Below are 18183 nucleotides of genomic sequence, written 5' to 3' on the forward strand. Positions count from 1 at the left end.
GATGCGCAAGGCGCGCGGCGTGGCCCGGACCAACGAGTCCTCCCTCACGCCAGCCAGCTGACGGCCGCTGAAAACGTCAGAAACGACAGCGCCGTCGAGACCAGAATGATGCGGGCGATGCGCGCCGCGCAGTGCTCACGATGATGCGCAAGGCGCGCGGCGTGGCCCGGACCAACGAGTCCTCCCTCACGCCAGCCAGCTGACGGCCGCTGAAAACGTCAGAAACGACAGCGCCGTCGAGACCAGAATGATGCGGGCGATGCGCGCCGTGTTCGCGCCGAAGCGCTCCGACAGCAGCGAGACGTTGCTGGCGCTGGGCAGGCAAGCCACCAGCACCATGCAGGTCAGCGCGAACGGATCGAGCGGCGCGCCCAGCGCGATGGCCGCGTGACCGATGCCCCACACCAGCAGCGGATGCAGCAGCAGTTTTTTCAGCGCCACGGGCACATATTCCCCCAGCGGCGCGGGGTCGCTCGTGCTCATTTGCGAACGGGCCAGCACGGCGCCGATGGTAAACAAGGCGACAGGCGAGGCGGCGTCGGCCAGCAGGCCCACCGTCTGCATCAACGGCTTGGGCAAGGCCAGTTCCAGCCACGACGACAAGGCACCGAGCACGATCGCCCACGGCATCGGATTGCCGGCCATGCCTTTCATGGCATTGACGACGGCGGCGCGGCTGCCGTGCGCGCCGCCGCTGCCGATGCGCGACAGGGCGATGCACAGCGAGCTGGTAATCAACATGTCGACGACGATGGTGACGATGACGGGACCAGACGAACGGGGGCCGAGCAAGGTCAATAGCAGGGGCACGCCCATGAAGCCCGTATTCGGGAAGGCCGCCACCAGCGCACCGAAGGCGGCGTTGTTCCAGTCGATGCGGTGGCTCAGGGTCATGGCCATGGTGACGCCCACCATGATCAGCGCGCACAGCAGGTAGACGCCGAACACGCTGGCGTCGAGCAGCTGCGCGATGGGCGTGGCGGCGCCGAAGCGGTACAGCATGCAGGGCAGCGCGAAGTACAGGACAAAACTGTTCAAGCCGCCGATGGCGGCCAGCGGCAGCAGCTTGCGCCGCACGGCCAGGTAGCCGCACAGCACCAGGGCGAAGAAGGGAAAGGTGATGGCGAGGATGGTCAGCATGGAGCGCCATTGTAGCGCGCACCGTGCAACCGGCCGCCTGGCGCAAAAAAAGGCCGCTCGCGCGGCCCAAGGAGGTTTCGGGGATAACGCCGCTGGCCGGCTAGGGCTTGAGCTGGGCGCGGATCTCGCCTGCCGGATAGGCGGCGCTGTGCACGTTCACGTACAGGTTGCCGGCCTGATAGCTCGCATACTGGGGCGGCGTAAGCATGGCGCCGGCCGGCACGGCAAACATGCCTTCGGCGGTTTTCACCAGCGGCACGATGACGGGGCCATTGGCGCCGGCGGGCGCTTCATGGATATGCGCGACGGTCGCCAGCATGCCCGTGTAGCGCACGCCGCCGCTGACGCTGCGGTCGCGGGCGACGCGGAGATTGCTGCTGCCGCTGGCCGTGCTGGTATTGGCAGGCACTTCCTGCGCCCCCGTCAAGGTGACGTCATGGCCGCCCGGCTGATGCGGGCCATGGGAACAGGCGCCCAGCAGGACGGCCAGCGCCAGCACGCTGGCGGCGCGGCAAGCGTGTTGTTGCAGTGTGCTCATCGCAGTACTCCTTTCACGGACATCGGCTCACGGCTGGCGCCCTGCCCCGCCCACACAGCCGGGCCGGGCTTGCGCCGCACTTGAGTTGCATAGTGCGACAGTAACGCCATGCCGCCGTGTCCGCTTTGCTGTACGCCAAACTTGCTGCTCGCCTGCCAGCGCGTCCTCAGGCCAGGTGGCCTTCCGCCACCCAGCCGCGGTTGGCGGCCGGCGCCTTCGGCTTGGGTGCGATGCCGCTGCTTTTTTCCGCGTCGAGGATGATGCTGCGCATGCTGTCGCTGGCGGCAGGTCCGGGCGCGAATGCGTAGTACTCGTCATTGATGGGCAAGCCCGTCGTGGCGTCGACCAGTACCGGATCGGCTGCCAGGCCCGTGTCGCGGCTGGCGATGACGAGGCTGGCGCCTTCCGGCGCGAAGTTTTCATTACCCCAAGCAATAAACGCCAGCAAGACGGGCTTGAAGGCGCGCCCGGACTTGGTCAGCACATAGTCGTAGCGGGGCGGCTTGGCGCAATACAGGCGGCGCGTCATCAAGCCCCCTTCCACCAGGTCGGCCAGGCGGCGCGTCAGGATGGTGGGCGCGATCTTGAGGCTTTTTTCAAATTCGTCGAAGCGCGTCTTGCCATAAAACGCTTCGCGCAGGATGAGGATGCTCCACCATTCACCCACCTTGCCCAGGCTGCGAGCAATCGGGCAAGGCAAATTATTAAAGTTGGTATGTTTCATGGCCATCTCCTCACGTTGATTCAACACAACAATCGAAAAAGTATTTCAGTTGCAATACGGAAACTTAGTTACTATCATCTTGAAAGCTACTCTCACCCCATGATGGCGGCCTGAAAATACGCACAAACTCACACTTTTCTTGTTCCAGTACAATCATGGCTCGTTCTGTCCCCCTCAACCCGGTACGAAAAATGGTGTCAGCCTTGCCATGCGGCGTCGCTGACCACGCCCGTTTTTCGCCAGATGCATCCAAGATGACTCCTTTGAAGCTTGCCGTACTGCCAGCCCTGTTTGCCCTTGCCGTTTGCCAGACCACCACCGCCGGTACCGTCTCTTCCGCATCGTTCCAGGCCACCTTCGTCGTCCACGATGCGTGCACCATCGTGTCGCAGCGCGGCGGCGCCCAAGTACGCTGCCAGCACAACACGCCCTATCTGCTGCTCCAGCAGGCAACGCCATCGGGCGCCGGCCTCGTCACCGTCACGTTCTAAAAATAAATCGTTGCCGTCACCGTGTCCTTGTAGTCGCCGGGGCGCGGCGACACCTGCGCCGGCACGCGGCCGTAAATCGTCAGCGGCACGCTGGCGCCCGTGCCCGTGCCTGTCACCATGCTGGTGCCAGCCGTGCCATCGCCCCATGGCGCACCGTCGAGGGTGGCTGACAGCAGGTAACTGACCTTGTCCGTGGTGACGGTGTTCTTCATTTGCCGGTTGGCCACATTGAGCGCCACGCTGCCGCCGTTGAGGGCAATCTGGTAGGCATTGTTGTTCACGCAACGCACGGACAAGGTGCTGGTGCTGCGCAGGTTGCCCGTCAGGATGGAAGCGTTCGCAAACGCCATCGGCGTGGCCGTGATGGTGCAATCGTTGATGGCCGTGGCATTCACCGTGAAACCGAAGCTGCCGCTGCTGGCCGTGCACCCCTGCAGGTTGATAAGGCCATACGTGGTGTAGGTATAGGTGCCCACGCCGGCAAAGCTCGACGTATAGGCGGTATTGGCATTGGCGACCGTGGGCACAGCGGCCAGGGCGGTGCCGGCGGGGATCTTTGCGTACACGGTAAAGGTGGTGGAATACGTGCCGGGCGGCGCCAGCAAGCCGGCCGACAGTATCATGCCGAAGGTCGACGGCGCGCCCGCCACGCCGGCGCCGCCCCAGATCTTCGCCGTCGCATACGAATTGTCCACGTACACGTTGTACTCCATGCGATTGCTACCGTTGCCCAGCTTGCGCGGCAGGGCCGACGTGGAATTCGTGCCCAGCCCCAGTGAGATGCACACTTGCGCATTGGGCGTGAGCAACTGCCCCAGGTTCAGCGACGAAAACAGGCAGCTGAAGGTGCCCGTTGCCTGCGCCACGTAATCGGTGCCGGAAATCGGGCTGACGGAGCCGAAATCGATATTCGTCATGCTGACCGTGCAGGTGTCTGCCGCCTGCGCCACGCTGCCCCAGGCGCAGCCCAGCAGCAGAGTCAGCGATAACAGCAGGCGGCGCATCAGCGGCCTGCCCCGGCGCCGGCAGCAGCGCTAACGCAGTGCAGCGGCCCGATCACGGGCAAGCCGCCCGCCGCCGGACGCGCATAGGCAAAACGCACCGTGCATGCGCTGTCGCCCTCGCCAACTTGCAGCTGATTCTGCTCAAGCAGATCATCGACGAAAACGATGCCGTCAAATCCCACCACCGTCTGCTTGCCGCTTTGCACGTGCAACACGGGCAAGCCCGTGGCCAGCGGCCTGCCCTGCGCATCCTGGACGATGACGGTCGCCGCGCTGTAGCGCTCGATGGGAAAGGCCGCCAGCACGCCCGCCAGGTGCTGCGGCACGACATTGATATTGCTCACGGGTACCCGCGCGTCAACATCGAGTTCATCCGTGGCGATGCTGATCTGGTTATTCCCATAGGGATTCAAATTCGGCACCAGCAGATAGCCGCTCCTGCCCGTCACGCCGATCTGGCGGTTTTCATGCAGCACCGGAATATTGCCCACGCCACCCGTGGAAACCAGCGCAAAACCGTTGCCCACCTGGCGCGCCGTCTCGATATGGCCATCCATCAGCACCAGCGCGCCAGCCGCGCCCAGCGAGGAGGCATTGCCCATGCTGCTGCTTTGCGTGCGCGCGCTCACGCGGCCGTCATTGCCCAGGTATTCCACCTGCGCCTGGCGATAGGCATTGCTGCCCGCCGTACCGGCCTGCAAGTTCCAGCCGAAGCCGCCGCCAAAGTCCGCCGCGCGCTGTGCGCTGATGCTGCGGCCGCTCTCGCCGTTCTGCCGGCTGCTGTTCACGCTGATGGCCAGATTGTTGTCGAAGGCCATGCTCAGGCCAAAGTAGAAGCCCCGTTTCTCGCGTTGCCGCAAGTCCTGGAACAGGCTGGCGTTGAAGAACAGGCCGTGAAACAGAGTGGCCGAATAGCCCAAGGTGGCCAGCTTCGATGGCGGCGCGCCAGGCGTGCGGTAGCTGATGTAGCTGCTGCTGATGCTGCTTCCTGCCGGCAATGGCAGGCTGACGGTGAGCCGGTCCGCCGCGCGCACCACGGGGCTGCCGTCGCGCGAGGCCAGGTCGCCAAACCCGGCGCTGGCGCGCACGCTTTGCGCATCCACGCTGAAGCGCGGCCCCATGTACTGGTAGCCGGCGCCCAGCTGCACGCCACGGCTGCGGCCGGCGCTGGCCGACAGCGAACCGTTGAGCACGCCCGCCTGGCCCAGCCGCACCAGTGCGCCCGCCCCCGCCTGATACAGGCCGGCGGCCAATTCCGCATGGCCTTCAATCGTCAAATTGTCGCTGACGCCGTGGCGACCGGAAGCGCTGGCGACCAGTTGCCGTTCATAGCCGAACAGGCGGCGGCCATAGTCGCGCCGCACGGCGCCCGCCTCGACCGAGTAATCGCTCAAGCCGCCGGCCAGCATGCGCGTATCGACATACAGGGGCAGCACGGTCGTCACGCTGCGCCCCAGCGCATCGCGCGTGATGATGGTGGCTTGCCCGGCGCCATTGATGCCGGCCACCTGGTTCAGCACAAATGGACCGCTGGGTACACTGGCAGCATATTGCTGCACGCCGTTGACATACAGGCTCAGCGACGAAGGCACGAGCGCCGTGCCATCGACGGAGGCGACAGGAAAGGTCAGCAGGTCAGGGCGCAGCTGGAAATTCTTGCGCCACTGCACGCCGCCGACGCGCACGGCGCGGCTCCAGCTGAGCGACGAGGAAATCAGGTCGCCCACCTGCCACGTTTGCAAGGTCTCGGGGTCCGCGTGGCTCCAGAAGGTGTCAAAGCGCATGTATTTGCGCTGGTCCGACCCCAGGTTCAAGGTGCCGGTATTGCTGAAGACGCCGCTGTCATTGAAATAACGCAAATCGTTGAAGATGGCGGCGCGCCGCGTCTGGCCCAGCTCCGCATACGCTTCGTAATTGAGCACGGCGCCGGGCGTGACGCGCGATGGCGGCGTCTGCGCCGCCGTGCGCGCGCTGATGCGGTAAGGCGAGCGCAAGTCGTCCGCCACCTGCAGCGACACGCTCTGGCGCGCCGCATCATAGTCATAGCGAAGTCCGGGAATCGCATCGAGCGCGACCTCGGCCTGACCGGATGCGCCCAGGCGCGCCGGGTCCAGCCCCAGCTGCTGCAGGTTCGCCACACTGCTGCGCAAGCCTTTGCCCACCTGGATAAAGCGCAAGATCAGCCCGGTTGATTCAGCATTCACAGTGACCTCCAGATACAGTTCATTCGGCGCCGCCGGATCGCTGGGCAAGCTGGCGGGACCCGGATCGGCGCCCGTCACGGCCGCCGCATCGGCCCTGGCCAGCGGTACCATGGCCAGCAGCAGCAAGGATGCCAGGACGCATTTCATGGTTTCGCCGCTTTCGCCCAAGGCGCGCAGCAAGCCGGCCCGTCATGGCAGCCATGTTCAAGGTGTCGAATTCTTGGCAATGAGTGCCTTGGCATTCACATTTACCGCAATACTCAACGGCCCATCCAGTTCAGCCTCCCTGGCAACGGGCAGGCGCCATACGCGCATGCGTGCCGCCAGGACATAACCAAACAGCCCCTTGCTGATGACAAACTCCTTGCCCGCCTGGTTCGTCAACGTCATCGCACCGATCTGCGCATGGAAATTGCCGCTGTTCTTGACACGCAACATCCACTCGCCCTGTTCGCGGAACACTTGCCAGTCGAGCACTTCCTTGCCCGGCGCACCGGCCGGCAGCACGAACACGGGCACCGAGTAGCGCAGGCGGATGTCGACGCCGCTGCGGCCCGCCTCATCTTCGCGGCTGACTTCATCGATGAGCACGCGATACGTCTTTTCCTGCGCGACAGGGCCAGCCTGGGCACGCACCAGGCGGATCGTCTGCCGGCTGTTGGCGGCGATTTCGACGATCGGCGGACTGGCCACCAGTTCCTGCGTCGGCGCCAGCGTTTCCTCGCCATCGCGCTGATCCCAGACGAACACGCGCACCTGCCCGTAGATGGGCTGGTCGCCGAGGTTTTGCAGGCTGATGCCGGCCGCACTCTGTGCGGCGCGCAAATTGAGCGTCACCGGCGAAATCTGCAGGCTGGCGCCGTGCGCGCCCGCCGCGCAGCAAGCCAGCAGCGCCAGCACGCCTTTCATCAGGGAAGCAGCACAGGCCTTCACGCAGCGCCTGGCTTAAAAGTAAACGGTAGCCGTGATCGTCGACTTGTAGGTATCGGGGGCCGGTGTCGCTTGCGGCGGAATATTGCCGTACACCGTGATCGGCTGCGATGAGCCGTTGCCGGTGCCGCCGACGGTATTCGTGCCCTGGGTATCGCCCCACAAGGTGCTGCCGGCCGTCTGGTACAGATTGAATTGCACCGTCCCCAGGTTGCCGCCCGTGCCGCTCATATAGCGCGTCGTGCCGGTCGAGCCGGTACCCGAGCCGGCCGTTAAGCCCACGTTATACAGCGTGGTATTGGTGCAGGTGACGTTCACTGTCGTATTGACGTTCACGGCAGTAGCCAGTACGCCCTGACTTTGGCCAAAGTCGAGATTGGCCGCCGCGATGGTGCAATTGGCGATGATTTTCAGGGTGACGTCAAAGGTGGTGCTGGCGCTGCCATTCAGATACACGGCTGCGTCGGCGCCACGAGGCAGAAGCGCCGTGGCGGCAATGGCCACGCTGGCAGCAACGATAAGGCGGGGAAAAATAACTCGCAACATGATACCTCCTGATGATGAAACATCATTAATGAGCCCGCCAATATGGAGGGCGTCGAGGATAGTCACGGTATTGCCGGCGTTTTCTTGGGCACGCAAACCAGGACGACAAAATACTTGCGCCGGGAGTCAGGAATCAAGGGACTCCGGCATTATTTGCAGCATTGGCAAAACAGATTTTTTGGCAATCGACATTGCTTAAAATCAATGCATGAGTGAATTATTGGCGATCTGGGAAATCCGCGCTTCTTCTCGCGGAGAAACATCTTTTGAAATACGAGAAAAGCAGAAAAAAAAGAAAAAGCGAGGCATAATAAGCCACAACTTGCTTTTTGGTTAAGTCATCCATGCCATGCCATTGACCAGCGAAACCATCAAAAAAAACATCTTGATCGTGGATGATTCCGCGTTCGAGCAGCGCATGCTGATGGAGCTGCTCAGCGAGCAGCCCTACCGTTTCAGCATTGCCTTCAACGGCTACCAGGGCTACCAGCTGGCATTGGCCACGCATCCCGACCTGATCCTGCTCGATGTGCGCATGCCCGAGATGGATGGCTACACGGCATGCCGTCTGCTCAAGGCCAATCCCGAAACGGAAGAGATTCCCGTGATCTTTCTCAGCGGCGCCGATGCCGCCAAGGAGCGCATCATGGGCTTGCAGGTGGGAGGCGTCGACTACATTTCGAAGCCGTTCACGCCGGAAGAACTGGCCGCGCGCATCCATATCCACCTGGGTTTGATGCGTAAAAGCAACAGTACCTTGCCAGCAACGGCGCCGATCAGCGACAAGCTGCAGCATCCCGACCTGGTGTTCGTCAATGCGGTCAAACAGCTGATCCTCGACAACCTGGGCAGCCTGCCGAACCTGTCCGAAATCGCCCGCAGCGTGGGCACCTACCGCGAAAAGCTGACGCTGATGTTCCGCGAGCAAACGGGCATGACGGTCTTCGCCTTCATCCGCGAAGCGCGCATTGCCCGCGGCGTGGAATTGCTGCAGCAGACGGACATCGACGTGCAGGATATCGCCCTGCTGATCGGCTTTCACAACGCGGGCAACTTCGCCACCGCCTTTCGCGAACGCATGGGCGTTCCCCCCAGCGCCTACCGCCAGCGCCTGCAGGAGCAGACGGGGCAGCGGCAGGCGGCGAGCGGTTAGAACTTGTAGTTCAGCTTGAGCGCCGCAACGCGTCCACGCGGATCGGCCTGGGTAAAGTCAAAGCCGGTGGAAGCATAGTCCCAGGGCGCGCGCTTGTTGGCCAGGTTTTGCACGATGAAGGTGACGTTTGCCGCCGGCGTGACTTGCCAGCTGCTGGTCACGTCGAACGTGCTGAAGGCAGCCACCGATTCATCGAGGTGCTGCTGCTGCGCATAGCTGCCCACGTAGTTCCATGTGAGCGTGGACGACCACTTGCCCTGCTCCCAGGTGGCCGACGTGACGCCGCGCCATTTCGGGATGGAGCCGAAGTAGTTGGTGCCGGCGCCATCGGTCAGCGGTGCGCCATCGGACAGCGGTTCGGCAAAGCGCAGCACGCGGCTCAGCTGGCCGGCCAGGGTCAGCTTGCCCCAGTCCTTGTCGACGAAGCGCTGGCGCAGGTCCAGGTCGATGCCCGACACTTCGCGCTGGCCCTGGTTGCGGAACTGGCGGTACAGGGTCGTGATGCGCCCATCGGCGCCGCGCGTGATCTGTTGCGGCGCCGTGCTTTCATTCTCGAGGATGGTGGTGGCGCTGGCCGTGCCGATCACGCCATCCTGCTTGATACGGTAGTAATCGAGGCCGATGCTCGAACTGCTGGTGGGCGACACCACCACGCCCAGGTTCAGGTTTTTCGACCGCTCGGGGCGCAGGTTCGGATTGGCGATGGTCATGACCGTCACGCCGCGCGACTGCGTCGGCGTCAGGGGATCGCGGGCATCGATCACGCCGGTATAGCTGACGGCCGTGCTTTGCGTGATTTCCGGCAGCGATGGCGCGCGGAAACCGCGCGACACGGTGCCGCGCACCAGCAGCCACGGCGCCGCCTGGTAGCGCGCGCTGGCCTTGGGCGAAAACGCATTGCCGAAATCGCTGTAATGATCGGCGCGTCCCGCCAGGTTGACGGACAGGTCCTTCACCACCGGGACGTTGAATTCGGCAAACAGGGCCGACACATTGCGCGAGCCGTTGATGATGTTGATGGCCGGGCGCAGCTCCGTGCCCGACAGCACGGCCGTCGAGGTTTGCGAATCCATCTTTTCGCGGCGCCACTGGGCGCCGGCGGCAAATCCCAGCGGGCCAGCCGGCAGGTCCCAGATATCCTTGGCCGCCGAGAAGTCGAGCGTGTCGAGCGTCGATTCGGCCGGGCGCAGGGTCGACAGGCGCAGGCGGTTGCGCACCGCTTCGCTGTTTTGCGACTGGTCAAAGAAATTGTAGCTGCCGTCGGCCAGCACTTTCTGGAATTCGTAGCGGTTGACGAAGTTCTGCACCGTTTCCTCCAGCTTGCTGCTGGAATGGGCCACGGCCGTATCCCAGTCCCAGCCCGCCCAGGTGCCCTTGGCGCCAGCCAGCGCGCGGTAGAAGGTGACGCGGTCCTGCTTCAGGCGCGGTCCGAGGTCGAACAGGGTGGCAGTAAATGGCAAGGGCGTCGTGCCCGGATTGTTCGGATGGCCCACGGGCAGCACCACGGGAATGGTATCGAGCAGCTTGGTGCTGTTGTTCCACACGCGCGTGGCGTTGTTCACCGTCAGCGGCGCGCTGAAGGTCTGGTCGGCGCGCGAATAACTGTGCAGCAAGTCGACATAGGCTTCCGTGTCCGCGTTCAGCTTGAGGGTGCCGCGCAGCGACGAGTGGATGCGCTGGATGCCCGGGATCAGCGTTTTATACGGTGCCGGATTGTAGGCCAGCACCTGGCCGCTGCCAGTGGGATTGATGTCCTTGTACGGTACCAGCTGCAGCGGGCCGCGCACGCCGCCGAGGGTCTTCGTGGGATCGTTGCCGGCGTAATTCGTGGCGGTCCAGCCCAGGCTGCCGCGCTGCTGCTGGCGGTAGTCGGCATCGCGCAGCCATGCCACGTCGCTTTGCTGCAGCTTGTCGCGCTGCTGGGCATCGACCGAGAAGACCACGCTATAGCCATCTTCCTCGAGCTTGCCGAAACCCGTTTGCAGCGCGGCGCTCTTTTCGTGCTGGCCCGTGCCTTGCGTCGAGCCGCCCCATTGCGCCGTGATATCCGTGCCCGTGAATTCCTTGTACAGGATGATGTTGACCACGCCGGCCACGGCGTCGGAGCCATACACGGACGAGGCGCCATCCTTGAGCACCTCGATGCGCTGCACGGCCGCCATCGGCAGGCTGTTCAGGTCAACGAAGGTCTGCTGCAAATCCTGCGCCGTGGCATAGCTGGCCACGCGGCGGCCATTCACCAGGATCAGGGTATTTTGCTGGCCGATGCCGCGCAGCGACAAGCCCGAGGTGCCTGCCGAGAAACTGCCCGTATATTGTTCGTTGTAGCTGTTGCCGCTATTGGCGGAGATGGCGCGCAGCACGTCCGACACGCTGGTCTTGCCGCCGGCTTTCAATTCCTTGGCCGTGATGACCTGCACGGCGCTGCCGCCCTCCTTTTCGCTGACGCGGATATTCGATCCGGTGACGTTAACACGCAGCATGTCGTCCTCGGCATGGGCGAAGGCAGGAAAGGCGGCGGCGATGGCAAGACTGATGGCGAGTGGTTTGAACATGGTTTCCTCTTATTGGGATTGCAGCCTTTTTCCGATAAAAAAGGCCGAGCAGGGGCACGCGGACCGGGTGGGCCAGCGGGCAAACGACAACGAAATGGATGGATTGACTTAGGGGATGCGTGGACGGGCACGCACCGGCATCCACTGCGCCATGCATTGCATGGTCAGCTGGTGCGGGGTGGCGGAAAAACAGGCAGAAATGGCAAAATGCAACATAAAAAACACCGGTAAGCGGGGAAAGGCCACTATATCCCGGTGTCTTTAGCGCGTGAACGAATTAAAAATTGATTGTATATATGATTTGAATCTAAGGACTTGGTATATGGCAATATCAAGCGTCGGCAATCACCGCAGGCGCCTGCGCTGCGCGGCGTGCCTGCACGCCCCACCAGTACCAGGAAATCAGGGCATTGATCCAGTAGGCCGCATACAGCACGGCCGTCAGGTGCAGGCCGCGGCTGTAGTAGAGCGGCACGGCCACAGTATTGACCAGCAGCCAGAAAGCCCAGGTTTCGATGCGCCGGCTCATCAGCAGGAATTGCGCGATGATGCTAAATACCAACACTGCCGAATCGATGAAGGGCGCGTAGGCATTCGTAAAGCGGTGCAGCAGCATGCCGTAGATCGCCACGGAGGCGATGCCGGCCGGTACCACCCAGGCCAGGCTGCGCCAGCCCGTGCGCGTGATCGGCAAGGGCTTGCCGTTGGCGCCGCGCCGCCATTGCAGCCAGCCGATGACGCAGGTGACGATGAAAAACAGCTGCAGCATCACGTCGGCGTACAGGTTGACCTGGAAAAACAGCACGGCAAACAGCACGCAGCCGACCATGCCGATCCACCAGGAATGAATATTATTGCGTCCAGCCAGGATGATGGAGGCAGTCATCAGCACATTGGCGGCGATCTCGAGCGGGGCAATCAAGCGGTCTTCCTTTGCGGGGCAGTGGTGGCACCGCGCCACTATAGCCGATTACACTGCACGGTGTTCGCCGCGCCGGAGGCGGCACCCATGGGGGAAAGCGGCAAAAAACGCGCAAACATCGAGGAAATGCGAACCAGGCCGGCCTTCAGCGGCCGCAGCCCTTGACTTCCCTGGCCATTCTGGCAAATTGACTATCAAGTTGAAACTCCAGGGAAGCTCCCATATGCGCATGCGCCATCTCCTGTTTGCGGCAGTGCTCGGCGTATCTGCCCTGCCCGCCGTGGCTTGCCGCATGACGATGGCGCTGGAGCAGTGGCCGCCGTATGTCTACCGCGATGCCCAGGACCGCTATACGGGCCTGGACCTGGATTTGCTGAAAGCCATTTTCAAGCAAGCCCGCTGCACCCTGGTCACCTTGCCGGAACTGCCCACGGCGCGGCGCCAGCTGCTGTTCCAGAAAGGGGGACTGGACCTGATGCTGGCCGCATCGGAGACGCCGGAACGCCAGTCCTATGCGCGCTTTTCCATCCCGTATCGCGACGAAGCCGTCGGACTCTTCAGCAAATCCGGCGCGCCCGCCAGCCAGCGCCAGATCGCCAGCTTCGCGCAGCTCGCGCGCGGCAACTCGACCTTGCTGGCGCCCAAAGTGGGCTGGTATGGCGCGCAGTACGCGGCGGCCCGGCCGGTGCTGGAAAAGGCCGGCCGCCTGAATGCGTTCGGCAGCTTCCAGCAAGGCGTGCGCATGCTCGATGCGGGCCGCGCCGACCTGCTGCTGGGCGATGTGCTGGCCGTGCGCCACGAAGCGCGCCTGCAGGGCGTCGCCTTGAACGCCCTGCCCTTCCTGGCCCTGCGCGCCCCCGTGCACCTGATGCTCAATGCGCGCACGACCAGCGCCGCCGACCTGGCGCGCCTGAACGCCGCCATCACGCACCTGGAACAGCGCGGCGTGCTGGCGGCGATACGCAACAGTTACGAAGCACCGTAGCGGAGGTCAGCCCTTCGATGCCGCCTCGAGGATTTCCAGTTTCGTTTCGCGGCCATTCTTTTGCACGCCCTGCGCCTTGTCGTAGCTTTCGATCAGGGCGCGGTACGGCGGCACGATATGGTCGGTCATGATGGCGGCGAATTCCATCGCGTCGGCGCGGTTCCAGGTGCTCATCACTTCAGCCAGCACGGCATACGTGTCGATCGGCACGGCGCCGGCCTGCGTCACGCGCGCCATGGTGATATCGGTGGCCATCTTCGACCAGTTGCCCGAGGCGTCGATGATGGCAAACACCTTGTAGCCGGCCGCCAGCGCGCTGATGGTGGGAAAAGCCATGCACACGCTGGTGAGCGTGCCGGCGATCAGCAGGGTCTTGCGGCCCGTCTTTTCGATGGCGTCGACCCAGGCCGGATTGTCCCAGGCGTTGATCTGGCCCGTGCGCGGGATGTAGACGGCGTCCGGGTTGAAATGATGGATTTCCGGGATCAAGGGGCCGTTCGGGCCGTCCGGCACGGAGGCGGTGGTAAACGTCGGCATGTTGGCCAGGCGCGACAGCTTGGCCAGCGCCGTGACGTGGCCGCGCAGCACGTGCTGCTCGATGTCGCGCACCAGCTGGAACAAACCGCTCTGGTGGTCGATCAGCAGCATGACGGCGTCGTCGGGATCGATCATCGGTGGCAAACCTTGGAAGTTGGCGGGGGTGCTCATGGTGGTCTCCTCAAAAACCATGCCGCGGGATGCGGCATGGGTACTGCACAAATTAATGACGCACATTACGGCGCGATACGGGCGAAGCGGCCGCTGTTGAAATCCTCGAATGCCTGCACGATTTCCGCTTCGCTGTTCATGACGAACGGACCGTGGCCGACGATGGGTTCGTCGATCGGCTCGCCGCTCAGCAGCAGAACCACGGCGTCGTTGTTCGCTTCGATGGTGATGCTGTCGCCATCGCGCTCGAACAGCGCCATCTGCGCTTCGCGCACCACGCTCTCGCCATTGACCAGCACCGTGCCGTGCAGGACGATCAGCGCCGTGCTCCAACCTCTCGTCACGGGCAGCTCCGTCAGCTTGCCCTGAGCCAGGCGCATGTCCCACACCTGCATCGGCGAAAACGTGCGGGCCGGGCCATGCTGGCCGTCGAAGTCGCCGGCGATCACGCGCAACGAACCGGCATCGTCCGGCAGCGCCACCGTGGGAATCGTGTCGCTGGTGATGGCCTGATAGCCGGGCGCCGTCATCTTGTTTTGGGCCGGCAGGTTCACCCACAGCTGCACCATTTCGAGGGTGCCGCCCGACTGCGTGAAGGCAGGCGAGTGAAACTCTTCATGCAGGATGCCGGCGCCAGCCGTCATCCATTGCACGTCGCCGGGGCCGATCACGCCGCCCTGGCCCGTCGAATCGCGGTGCGCCACTTCGCCCTTGTAGACGATGGTCACCGTTTCAAAGCCGCGGTGCGGGTGCGAACCGACGCCGGGCGGACGGGTGCCGGGGGCAAATTCGGCAGGGCCGGCATAGTCGAGCAGCAGGAAGGGGCTCAGCTGCTTGCCATGGCCGTTATACGAAAACATCGAGCGCACGGGGAAACCGTCGCCGACCCAGTGCTGGCGGGGTGCGCTGTAGATACCTGTGACTGTGTTCATCTCGATCTCCTGTTGGGGTTTGCATTACGATGAAGACAGAATACGCTTGCAACGATGAAGCCGGTAGACGGTAAAATCCGCCATCAGCGTTCCAAAAATAGAACGATCAAGGAGGTGGCATGCAGGACTTGAATGATTTGTATTACTTTGTGCAGGTGGTCGACCATGGCGGCTTCGCGCCGGCCGGGCGCGCGCTGGGCATGCCGAAATCAAAACTGAGCCGGCGCATCGCCCTGCTGGAAGAGCGCCTCGGCGCGCGCCTGCTGCAACGCACGACGCGGCATTTTTCCGTCACCGACGTGGGCCAGACGTTTTACGAGCATTGCAAGGCCATGCTGGTGGAAGCGGAGGCGGCGCAGGAAGCGATCGAACTGACGCGGGCCGCGCCACGGGGCACGGTGCGCCTGTCCTGCCCCATCGCCCTGCTGCACTCCCTGGTCGCGCCCATGCTGGCCGGCTTCATGCGCGAACATCCGCAAGTGACCTTGCTGCTGGAAGCGAGCAACCGCCGCGTCGACCTGGTAGCCGAAGGCATCGACGTGGCCATCCGCGTGCGCCCGCCGCCGCTGCCCGACAGCGACCTGGTGCTGCGCGTGCTGGCCGAACGCAGCCAGTGCATGGTGGGCAGCCCGCTGCTGTTCGCCGGCGCGCCCGTGCCGAAGGCGCCGGCCGACCTGGCCGACTGGCCCAGCCTGGCCCTGGGCACGCCGCAACAGCACTACCAGTGGGATTTGTACGGCCCCGATGGCGCGCGCGCCCAGTTGCGCCACGTGCCGCGCTTCGTCACGGGCGACATGCTGACCCTGCGCGACGCGGCCGTGGCCGGCGTGGGCGTGGTGCAGCTGCCGACCATGATGATCACCGAACAGGTGGCCGATGGCCGCCTGCTGCCGCTGATGGAGCAGTGGCGGCCGCAGCGCGAAATCATCCACGCCGTTTTCCCGTCGCGGCGCGGCCTGCTGCCGGCCGTGCGTACGCTGATCGACTACCTGGCGCACAGCTTCGCCGCGCTGGAGGAAGAGTGAGGGTTTTCAGGTACGATGGCATACCCTCCAATCGCCTGGATACCGCATGCGTTTATTGATTTTGTCGGACCTGCACCACGAGTTATGGCGCGACGAAGCGCCGCAGGGCGACCTCGCGCTCAGTTGCCCCGACGCCGTGATCCTGGCCGGCGACATCGACACGGGCGCCCGCGCCGTCGCCTGGGCCGCCAGCACATTCGCGGGCCTGCCCGTGCTGTACGTGCATGGCAACCACGAAGGCTATGGCCACCACCTCGACAAGGTGCGCCAGGAGCTGCGCGCGCTCTGTGCAGCCACTGACAACGTGCATTTTCTCGACGCTGATACCCACGTCATCACCGACAAGGCTGGCAACGCCGTGCGCTTCCTGGGCGCCACCCTGTGGACGGATTTCCGCCTGCTGGGCGACGATACGCGCCAGTCGGCCATGCGCGATGCGGAAGCCGTCATGAACGACTACAAGCGCATCCGCCTGGCCAGCATGGGCTTTCGCAAGCTGCGCGCGGCCGACACGGCCATGTTCCACGCGCAGCAAAAAGCCTGGCTGGCGCGCGAACTGGCACAGCCATTCCATGGCGCTACCGTCGTCATCAGCCACATGGCACCGTCGCTGCTTTCTGTCGATGATGCCTACGGCAACGAAGGGTGTTCGCCCGCCTATGCCTCTCGCCTGGACGAGCTGGCCGCGCAGGCGGACCTGTGGGTGCATGGCCACATCCACGCCTCGCGCGACTACCGCATCGGCCAGTGCCGCGTCGTATCCAACCCCTGCGGCTACAAGACGCGCAGCGGCACGCCGCAAAATCCCCAGTTCAACCCGAACTTCATCGTCGAACTGGGCACGCCCTAGTCCTCGGCCTTCAGGCGCCCCGCCAGCAGTTGCTGCAGGCGGTGCTTGCCGGCCCGGCGTGTCGCGCGCGGCGACGCTACCGACTGGTGCGCGCCGGCGCCGCCGCGCAGCCTGGCGGCTGCCACCAGCGGATTGCGCGGCTTGGGCGTGGCTTTCACTTTGATCTTCATGGTGCTTCCTTTCAATCCTTGATGCATGGGCATCACGGTATTTCCTGTCCTTATATGGGGTCGTGCAAAACAAAAAACCCCGGCGAGTTTCCTCACCGGGGTTTGAAGGACACCGGCTCGGGATCGGCAATGTGCCGATGGCCCCGAGCGTCATGCACGGGGCTAGTGGTCGTACTTGCTGCCAGCCTGCTCGAACATGGGTTTCCTTTCTTTTATCTGGTTAATCTGAACTGCGGACGACGATTCTGCACCTTATGCTGCAGTGCGTCAACCGCTTTTCATGGCGAAGACGCCAACGTTGTTATTTTGTCGCAGCCGCTTTTTCTTTCGCGATGCGGGCATCGAGCTTGGCTTCATTTTTGGCCGCGTAATTGCTACACGCCTGAGTATCGATGAAGGGATTCGGCGTGACGCCTTCCAGCAATTGCGTCAGCTTCTGGTCGCCGCCGGAGTGGTCGGGGTGGGCCGAGATCAAGATATCGCACGGCAGCCGGGCAAAGTCCTGCATGACGCGGCGGAAGGCCGGCGTCAGGTCCGCATGGCGGTCATCGCCCAGGTAGTGAAAATCGTCGGCCGCCACCGGCGTGAGGCTCGCGCCGAACACCACGCTCACGCATTCCTTGCGCTCCGCATCCTCGCACGACACCCAGGTCCAGCTGGTGCTGCCCGGCGTATGGCCGGGCGTGTAGCGCGCCGTGATGGTCACGTCGCCCAGCTGCAGGGTTTCGCCATCGGCGATCTCGCGCACATTCTCCACGGCCGGCATGGGATCGATTTCGCCCGCTTGCGGGTCCATGGCGAGCACCGATCCCGCGCGCAGCGCCTGCGCGCCGAGCGGGCTGGCGATCACTTGCGCGCCGCTGTCGCGGGCCAGGGCGGCGATGCCGCCCGAATGGTCGAAATGCGCTTCCGTATTCAGGATGAACTTGATGTCTTCCAGGCGAAAGCCCAGTTCGAGGATATGTTCCTTGATGGCGGCCACCGATTGCGGCAACGCGCCATCGATCAGGATCAAGCCTTCGCGCGTGTCGATCAGCACCACGCTCAAGCCGCCCACGCCCACGTAATACGTGTCGCCATGGATGCGCGCCGGTTGCTGCGGACGGTTCCACTGCGCCGCATACGGCGAGGCGATCGGCTGCGTCAAGGGATCGACGGCGGGCGTGGCGGCATGCGCGGCAAACGGCAGCGATATGGCGGCCAGCGCGATACTGAGCAAGGTCTTGGGAAAGAAGAAAGGCGGCATGCGGCTCCAGTAATGAGTGTGCGGTATTCGATGCCACAGGGTAACGTCGCTACCCTCGCG

General features: G+C 63.8%; 18 protein-coding genes. 5 read left to right on the top strand and 13 right to left on the bottom strand.

Annotated features, from left to right (window positions below; genetic code table 11):
- Positions 1-186: 186 nt before the first annotated feature.
- The 3 genes from CSQ92_RS26315 to CSQ92_RS26325 form a co-directional block, all read right to left on the bottom strand.
- Complete coding sequence (locus CSQ92_RS26315; protein ID WP_034778494.1) at positions 187-1140, bottom strand: AEC family transporter; 954 nt, start codon at positions 1138-1140, stop codon at positions 187-189.
- 100 nt (positions 1141-1240) lie between these two features.
- Complete coding sequence (locus CSQ92_RS26320; protein WP_099395817.1) at positions 1241-1678, bottom strand: CHRD domain-containing protein; 438 nt, start codon at positions 1676-1678, stop codon at positions 1241-1243.
- Positions 1679-1844: 166 nt separating this feature from the next.
- Complete coding sequence (locus tag CSQ92_RS26325; RefSeq protein ID WP_034753667.1) at positions 1845-2402, bottom strand: winged helix-turn-helix transcriptional regulator; 558 nt, start codon at positions 2400-2402, stop codon at positions 1845-1847.
- Between the two features lie 254 nt (positions 2403-2656).
- Between CSQ92_RS26325 and CSQ92_RS26330 the strand changes: the two genes are divergently transcribed.
- Positions 2657-2893 (top strand): hypothetical protein, encoded by a 237-nt coding sequence (locus tag CSQ92_RS26330; protein ID WP_099395818.1) that lies wholly within the window; start codon positions 2657-2659, stop codon positions 2891-2893.
- Here the strand turns inward: CSQ92_RS26330 and CSQ92_RS26335 are convergent.
- The 4 genes from CSQ92_RS26335 to CSQ92_RS26350 are packed head-to-tail and all read right to left on the bottom strand — an operon-like array spanning position 2890 to position 7577.
- A complete protein-coding gene (locus CSQ92_RS26335) occupies positions 2890-3897 on the bottom strand; it encodes a Csu type fimbrial protein (protein ID WP_034778489.1) in 1008 nt (335 codons plus the stop codon). The two genes, CSQ92_RS26330 and CSQ92_RS26335, sit on opposite strands and share 4 nt — an antisense overlap.
- Positions 3897-6248 (bottom strand): fimbria/pilus outer membrane usher protein, encoded by a 2352-nt coding sequence (locus CSQ92_RS26340; protein WP_099395876.1) that lies wholly within the window; start codon positions 6246-6248, stop codon positions 3897-3899. The genes CSQ92_RS26335 and CSQ92_RS26340 overlap by 1 nt, the downstream gene beginning before the upstream one ends.
- 57 nt (positions 6249-6305) lie before the next feature.
- Complete coding sequence (locus CSQ92_RS26345) at positions 6306-7034, bottom strand: fimbrial biogenesis chaperone (RefSeq protein WP_225317167.1); 729 nt, start codon at positions 7032-7034, stop codon at positions 6306-6308.
- A 12-nt stretch (positions 7035-7046) separates the two neighbouring features.
- Positions 7047-7577, bottom strand: coding sequence for a Csu type fimbrial protein (locus tag CSQ92_RS26350; RefSeq protein ID WP_034778485.1), 531 nt, complete (start codon positions 7575-7577; stop codon positions 7047-7049).
- Between the two features lie 349 nt (positions 7578-7926).
- Here CSQ92_RS26350 and CSQ92_RS26355 point away from each other — a divergent pair, with 349 nt between their 5' ends.
- Positions 7927-8730, top strand: a complete 804-nt coding sequence (locus CSQ92_RS26355; RefSeq protein ID WP_092608998.1) for a response regulator transcription factor — start codon at positions 7927-7929, stop codon at positions 8728-8730.
- Here the strand turns inward: CSQ92_RS26355 and CSQ92_RS26360 are convergent.
- A complete protein-coding gene (locus tag CSQ92_RS26360; protein ID WP_180277116.1) occupies positions 8727-11285 on the bottom strand; it encodes a TonB-dependent receptor in 2559 nt (852 codons plus the stop codon). The two genes, CSQ92_RS26355 and CSQ92_RS26360, sit on opposite strands and share 4 nt — an antisense overlap.
- Before the next feature lie 331 nt (positions 11286-11616).
- Complete coding sequence (gene pnuC, locus CSQ92_RS26365; protein WP_099395819.1) at positions 11617-12207, bottom strand: nicotinamide riboside transporter PnuC; 591 nt, start codon at positions 12205-12207, stop codon at positions 11617-11619.
- Positions 12208-12436: 229 nt separating this feature from the next.
- Between pnuC and CSQ92_RS26370 the strand changes: the two genes are divergently transcribed.
- Positions 12437-13192 carry a substrate-binding periplasmic protein gene (locus tag CSQ92_RS26370; RefSeq protein ID WP_257219366.1) on the top strand — a complete coding sequence of 252 codons (756 nt, stop codon included), beginning with the start codon at positions 12437-12439 and terminating at the stop codon, positions 13190-13192.
- A 6-nt stretch (positions 13193-13198) separates the two neighbouring features.
- Here CSQ92_RS26370 and CSQ92_RS26375 read toward each other — a convergent pair whose 3' ends face one another.
- Both CSQ92_RS26375 and CSQ92_RS26380 read right to left on the bottom strand, forming a co-directional pair.
- A complete protein-coding gene (locus tag CSQ92_RS26375; protein WP_208672447.1) occupies positions 13199-13900 on the bottom strand; it encodes an isochorismatase family protein in 702 nt (233 codons plus the stop codon).
- Between the two features lie 65 nt (positions 13901-13965).
- Positions 13966-14832: a pirin family protein gene (locus tag CSQ92_RS26380; protein WP_070257707.1), complete on the bottom strand. Its 867-nt coding sequence runs from the start codon at positions 14830-14832 to the stop codon at positions 13966-13968.
- Between the two features lie 119 nt (positions 14833-14951).
- Between CSQ92_RS26380 and CSQ92_RS26385 the strand changes: the two genes are divergently transcribed.
- Both CSQ92_RS26385 and CSQ92_RS26390 read left to right on the top strand, forming a co-directional pair.
- Positions 14952-15857, top strand: a complete 906-nt coding sequence (locus tag CSQ92_RS26385; RefSeq protein ID WP_099395821.1) for a LysR family transcriptional regulator — start codon at positions 14952-14954, stop codon at positions 15855-15857.
- A 46-nt stretch (positions 15858-15903) separates the two neighbouring features.
- Positions 15904-16707 carry a metallophosphoesterase family protein gene (locus CSQ92_RS26390; protein ID WP_099395822.1) on the top strand — a complete coding sequence of 268 codons (804 nt, stop codon included), beginning with the start codon at positions 15904-15906 and terminating at the stop codon, positions 16705-16707.
- On the opposite strand, the gene CSQ92_RS29140 is transcribed toward CSQ92_RS26390, so the two are convergent.
- Complete coding sequence (locus tag CSQ92_RS29140) at positions 16704-16877, bottom strand: hypothetical protein (protein WP_257219367.1); 174 nt, start codon at positions 16875-16877, stop codon at positions 16704-16706. The genes CSQ92_RS26390 and CSQ92_RS29140 overlap by 4 nt on opposite strands.
- Before the next feature lie 301 nt (positions 16878-17178).
- Entirely contained in the window at positions 17179-18123 is a 945-nt protein-coding gene (bla, locus tag CSQ92_RS26395) for a subclass B3 metallo-beta-lactamase (RefSeq protein WP_099395823.1), read from the bottom strand.
- Positions 18124-18183 lie beyond the last annotated feature (60 nt).

It is taken from the genome of Janthinobacterium sp. BJB446 (genome assembly GCF_002735655.1).
In the GTDB taxonomy this organism is placed as follows: Bacteria; Pseudomonadota; Gammaproteobacteria; order Burkholderiales; family Burkholderiaceae_D; genus Janthinobacterium; species Janthinobacterium lividum.